This window comes from Mycobacterium sp. (assembly GCF_049281135.1).
Taxonomy (GTDB): Bacteria; Actinomycetota; Actinomycetes; order Mycobacteriales; family Mycobacteriaceae; genus Mycobacterium.
This window is the reverse complement of the sequence record NZ_JBAPRN010000390.1, coordinates 1-5,544: the sequence shown is the minus strand read 5'-3', so window position 1 is coordinate 5,544 and position 5,544 is coordinate 1. Positions and strand designations below refer to the sequence as shown.

Genomic DNA, 5,544 nt, shown 5'->3' with positions numbered 1-5,544 from the left:
AGCTACGTCCGTATCACTTGGAAATCACTGTGGCCGTGGTCCTCTTGATTTGTCTTGTCAACCTGCGCGGATTGCGGCAGTCGAGCCGGACCGTTGCGATCGCCACCTACTCCTTCGTCATCTTGATCACGCTGACGATCGTGACCGGCATCATTCGTGAGATCTTCTGGGGTTTACCGAGATACAACCCGGCCCACATTGTCGGGGCCGTACCGGTCCATCAGGGCGGCGGTCTGGTGATGGGTGCGACGGTTCTGGTGGTGTTACGTGCATTCGCCAACGGCGGCGCGTCGCTGACCGGCGTCGAGGCGATTTCCAACACCGTCAACTACATTCGCGAGCCTCAAGGTATCAACGCCCGTCGGGTGCTGACCGTCATGGCCTGCATCCTCGGGTTCTTATTGGCCGGTGTCGCCTGGCTTGCCTACACCACCCATGTTGCTCCTTATCTCGATGAATATCCGTCGATGCTTTCCGAGATCACCCGTGCGGTCTTCGGCCACGGAGTGATCGGAAACATCCTGTACTTTCTGGTGCAGGCGTCGAGCGCAGCGATCCTATTCGCCGGTGCGAACACCGGTTTCACCGGATTTCCCGCACTGGCCAGTTTTGTTGCCGAGGACCGTTTTCTGCCGCGACCACTGACCAAACGCGGTCATCGCCTGAGGTTCTCCAACGGCATCATCACGCTGACCGTGCTGGCGGTGACGTTGCTGCTGGTGACCCGCGGCTCGGTCAACAAGCTGGTGCCGCTTTTCGCGATCGGCGTGTTCACCGCGTTCGCGATGGCTGGCTTCGGGATGAGTCGACACCATTTCACCCACCGTGAACGCGGCTGGCGCCGCAAGGTGCTGGTCAACCTGTCGGCAGGGATCTTATCGACGATCGTCGTGGGGATCTTTGTGGTGGCCAAGTTCACCGAAGGGGCCTGGCTCGTCGTCGTCGTCTTCCCCATCCTGGTGTACGCGTTTATACGACTGAACCGGCAATATCGCGCCGAGGCTTCCGTCTTGGAGATGTCGCGCACCGAGCGTCCCGAGTTGGCCGGGTACGCGCGTCTGCGGGTGTTCGTTTTTGTGGATTCGGTCGACCTCGCCGAGATCGAGGCATTGCGCTACGGAAAGGGACTCGATTCCGACGAGTTGCTGGCGGTCCACTTCGTGGTAGACGCAGATCATTCCGCTCAGCTGCAGGAGCGCTGGCAGCACTTCGAACACGACACCGAGCTTCGGGTGATCGACTGTCCGGATCGCAATCTCCCTCGCGTCGCGCAGGAGCTGGTCCTGTCGGTGAAAAGAGACCATCCGGACACCAAGGTCACGGTCCTATTGCCGCGCCGAACATATTCAGCCTTGCTGGGCCGGCTGCTTCACGACCGCACTGCCGACAAGATGGCCAGGGCTGTTAGCCGCATTCCAGGTGCAACCGCGATCATTGTGCCCTACGACGTCGAGTCCCGGATAACGCGGCTATCCTCCGACGGTCTCGACGAACGGACTGCGCGAGGAGCAGGCGAGGTGGAGAGCGAGGAGTTGGAGACAAAGACAGTAAGCGCCGAGGAGCAATAGTCCCGGGAAGCTCGATCCGCGAGGAGGCGTTCTGAAGTGGAGCCATCTCGGCTCGGAACGCACCGAAACCCGCTCCCGCACAGCGGTATCGGTTCGACAGGAATTTCGATTGCTACGAGCAGAGTGAAATGCCCCGGGTCGGCCTCGATGCGCCCGCCAGCTCATCCGAAACTGACAGACAACCACGATGGGGAACGGATATGAATGACGTTGGCGACGCGAGTTCTAAACCGGTGGAGACACCGAAAGGCCCTTGGCTGACACCCGGTGTCGGTGCCGTCGCAGCGGCGAGCTTCTTCTCTGATTCCGGTCATGAGGTGACGACGTCGGTGCTGCCGGCATTCCTCACTGGCACGCTGGGGGCCTCGGCGGCAGCACTGGGCGTGATCGACGGGATCAGTGATGCGCTCATCGGCGTGATGAAGTTCATCGGCGGCCCGTTAGCGAACGACCCACACCTGCGGGCGCGAACCGCGTCTGGTGGTTATCTGGGCACTGCGGTCGCGACCGGAGCAATCGGTGCAGCGGTAACCGTTTGGCAGGTCGGCGCGCTGCGCGCAATCGCGTGGTTGTCCCGGGGACTGCGGTCTCCCGCCCGTGATGCATTGCTGGCTTCTCTGAGTCCAACCGCAGCGCAGGGCAGAGCGTTCGGGCTCGAAAGGGCCGGGGACAACCTTGGCGCAGTCGCGGGACCGTTGCTGGCGGCCGGGTTAGTGGCCTGGGTCGGTGTCCGGCCTGCGCTGTACCTGGCAGCGGTGCCGGGCCTGTTCGCGGCCATCGCGATTATCGTGGCCGCCCGCGAGTCCCGGCGCAGCCGGCAGACCGGTGGCGTGCCCTCGCCGCGCCGGCTCGAGCTGCGAGCACTACGCGATGCCGGGATGCTCCGCGCCTTGGCGCCGGTGCTGCTCTTCGAGTTCGGCAACCTCGCAACGACTCTGCTGATCTTGCGCGCCACTCAACTGCTCACGTCACAGCCGCGACCGGTTACGACGGCGACATCGATCGCGATCTTGATCTACGCCGGGCATAACGTGATTGCGACGTTCGCGTCCTTGGTGGCCGGACGGTGGTATGACCGCGCGGGCCCGCGGGCGGTGTTCGCGACCGGCGCAGCCGTGTATGTCATCGCTTACGGCGCCTTCTCCGCCGGTGTGCATAGTGTGATCGCGGTCGTACTGGCATTCGCGGCAGCTGGAGCTGGTATCGGACTTGTCGAGCCCACTGAATCAGCGGTGGTGGCGCAGCTGCTTCCGGATCGGCTGCGCGGCAGCGGGTTCGGAGTGCTGGGAGCGGTGCAGGCGACAGGCGACATGGTCGCGACAGTCGTCGCGGGGTTGCTGTACGCGCTGTTTTCTCCGGCCGTGGCATTCGGCTACGCTGCGGCTTGGATGCTCGCGGCGACCATCGCTTCCTGCATGCTGCGCGGGTCAGCGAATGAGCAAGCCCGAGAGCGTTGCTCGTGATCATCCGATTGGCCGACGGTCGCCGCCAAAATGAGGATTCCTTGGGGTGGTGATGAAATGAACTCGAACCGCATCATCGTCAGCGGTGACGATGCTTTGGCCACGACGATCGTCGGTGAGCTGAAAAACGCGGGCGTAACAGTTGTCAAACTCGACGACACCGAGGTCGCCGATACCGAGACCGACCTCGCCGAAGGCGGTATCGCTGACGCGCTTGCTGTTGTCTGCGGCGGAGATGACGATTCGATCAACCTCGAAATCGCCCTGCTAGCAAGGAAAGCCAACCCTGAGGTACGCGTGGTGGCGCGGCTGGCCAACGACGCATTGCGCGAAACGGTGGCCGAGGACAATGGGCCCGGTGCAATCCTCGACGTCGCCGAACTCGCGGCGCCATCTGTCGTCGAAGCCTGCCTGGCCCACGCCATCCACCCATTCCGAGCCGCGGGCATCGAATTCGTCGTCTCAGGCAGCTCGGCGTCGCGGGACGCCACGCTGCGCGAACTCTACGGCGGCCTGGCGCCGGTGGCGGTGATCCGCGGCGAAAACTCCCCTGCCCCCGGCCAGCTGGAGGTCTGCCCGGGCCGGGACCTGCAGGTGCACGCCGGTGACTGGACGATGATGATCGGCACCGCCGACGAAGTGGCCGCCCAAGGCATCAAAGTCCCTCGCTCGACCCGAATGCGCTCGCGCCGGCCGCGGCTGCGGCGGATTCTGGATGCTGCCCGCGCCTTACGCAACGACATCAACACGGCGTTCTACCTGGTGCTGACCGCAGTGCTCGCGCTGACGATCGGCTCCACAGTGGTGTTGCGGTTGAGCCACGAGAACCCCCGGATGGGATGGATCGACGCGCTGTACTTCACCATCGAGACGCTCACCACCACCGGCTACGGCGACTTCAGCTTCGTGAACCAGCCCACCTGGCTGCGGCTGTTTGCCGCCACGATGATGTTCGGGGGAGTAACCACCATCGCGTTGCTGGTCGCGTTCATCGCCGAGGTGCTGCTGTCGCGCCGCTTCGTCGTCTCCGCCGCACGCCTGCGGATACGCCATCTGCGTAACCACATCGTCGTCGTCGGACTCAGCGCGTTGGGGATCCGTGTGGTCAGCGATCTGGTCGCCGCCGGACACGACGTCGCGGTGATCGAGATCGACGAGGAAAACCGGTTCCTTTCTGCGGCACGCAAACTCGACGTCCCGGTGGTCTTCGGGGATGCGACGCTGGTTCAGACACTGGAATTGGCGCGCGTGGATCGCGCCCGCGCGGTGACGGTGCTGACCCGCGATGACATGGTCAACATCGAAACCGGGATCGTGTTGGCCGCGATGCTCGGTCGCCGGTTGGCTCCGTTGCACCACTGGCCCGACGTTCCGCTCGTGTTGCGGGTTTTTGACCGCGCGCTGGGCTTCGCGCTGGCACAGCGCTTCGGTTTCGTCAACGCTCGCTCTACGGTTGAATTGGCTGCACCCTGGTTCATCGGCGCCGCGATCGGGCTGCAGGTGCTGGACACGTTCTCGGTGGGGCAACGCTCGTTCGTGGTCGGCGCAATGCGCGTGGCGCCTGGGAGCGAACTCGGCGGCATGCGCTTGTTCGAACTGTCCACCCAAACCCGGGTGATTGCCATCGCCCAGCCCAATGCAGCTGTCAAGCTGCACCCGCGGCGCGATGCCAGCCTTCGCGCCGACGACATCGTCTACCTTGTCGGGCCCTACCGTGAACTCCTTGACACGCTGCGCAAGGGACAATCTTCGGCCGAGCCGAGCGGCGACGGCGAAGACATCCACGAAGATCCGGCCATCGATGCGGACAGCCATGCGGAGACCGGCTGATCACCGTGCCGTGCCAGCGTGTTGACGCGATGACAAAGCCTGATCCCAGCAAACGTCGATCACGAATCGTTCACCTGGGCGTTACTTTTTCGTTGGGTGAGTTTGTTACGTTTCGCCGAGATCGTAGCGATGAGGCTCGCTTACGCATGAGGTTCGAGATCTTGAACCGGACCGTGCTGATGGCCTCTACCCCTGGAATACTGCGCGGGTGACTCCGCGCCGACAGGCGGGAGCTACGAATGGCCGCGAATCAAGCGCGCAAAATCTCTAGACCCTTGCGGGTGACCGCCGTCGCCGCACCGTATTCCCGAATGCCGCCGCGAAGTGAGTCAAGCAATCGTGCCGGCTGCACAATCTCTAGTTACCCAAATCGTCAGGGCAGCAGGGACTATCAGTACCACAATGACGAGCCAGCCACCGCCAGCCTGTCCAGTTGGCATGGCATTGATCGTTGTAATGGTCCGGTGATTCGACGTCCACACTTGCAGCGCGGATCCCACGGTGACCGCGGGGAACCGGAACCCATTGCAGTGACAAACGTTGCACGATAGGCCATTTCGGCACCTTATCCCCCTTACCCCGCTCAAGGAGTCGGTCAATGCTGCACGAATTCTGGCACAACTTCACCCACAATCTGTTCAAGCCGCTGCTGCTGTTCTTCTATTTCGGGTTTCTCCTCCCAC

The 5,544-nt window shown here is 63.1% G+C and carries 4 protein-coding genes; all 4 read left to right on the top strand.

What is annotated here, in order from left to right:
• Positions 1-1,568: APC family permease (locus tag WAN02_RS15640; protein WP_422265114.1), on the top strand; the 1,568-nt coding region annotated here is incomplete at its 5' end.
• 200 nt (positions 1,569-1,768) lie between these two features.
• The gene (locus WAN02_RS15635; RefSeq protein ID WP_422265113.1) at positions 1,769-3,031 is read left to right on the top strand and encodes an MFS transporter; all 1,263 of its coding nucleotides are present in this window, start codon (positions 1,769-1,771) and stop codon (positions 3,029-3,031) included.
• A 57-nt stretch (positions 3,032-3,088) separates the two neighbouring features.
• Positions 3,089-4,861, top strand: coding sequence for an NAD-binding protein (locus WAN02_RS15630; RefSeq protein WP_422265112.1), 1,773 nt, complete (start codon positions 3,089-3,091; stop codon positions 4,859-4,861).
• A 598-nt stretch (positions 4,862-5,459) separates the two neighbouring features.
• Positions 5,460-5,544: hypothetical protein (locus WAN02_RS15625; RefSeq protein WP_422265115.1), on the top strand; the 85-nt coding region annotated here is incomplete at its 3' end.

What these genes read in the sequence shown, in the direction of transcription:
- WAN02_RS15630 (WP_422265112.1), top strand. Translation starts at nt 3,089, where the DNA reads ATGAACTCGAACCGCATCATCGTCAGCGGTGACGATGCTTTGGCCACG.
- WAN02_RS15635 (WP_422265113.1), top strand. Translation starts at nt 1,769, where the DNA reads ATGAATGACGTTGGCGACGCGAGTTCTAAACCGGTGGAGACACCGAAA.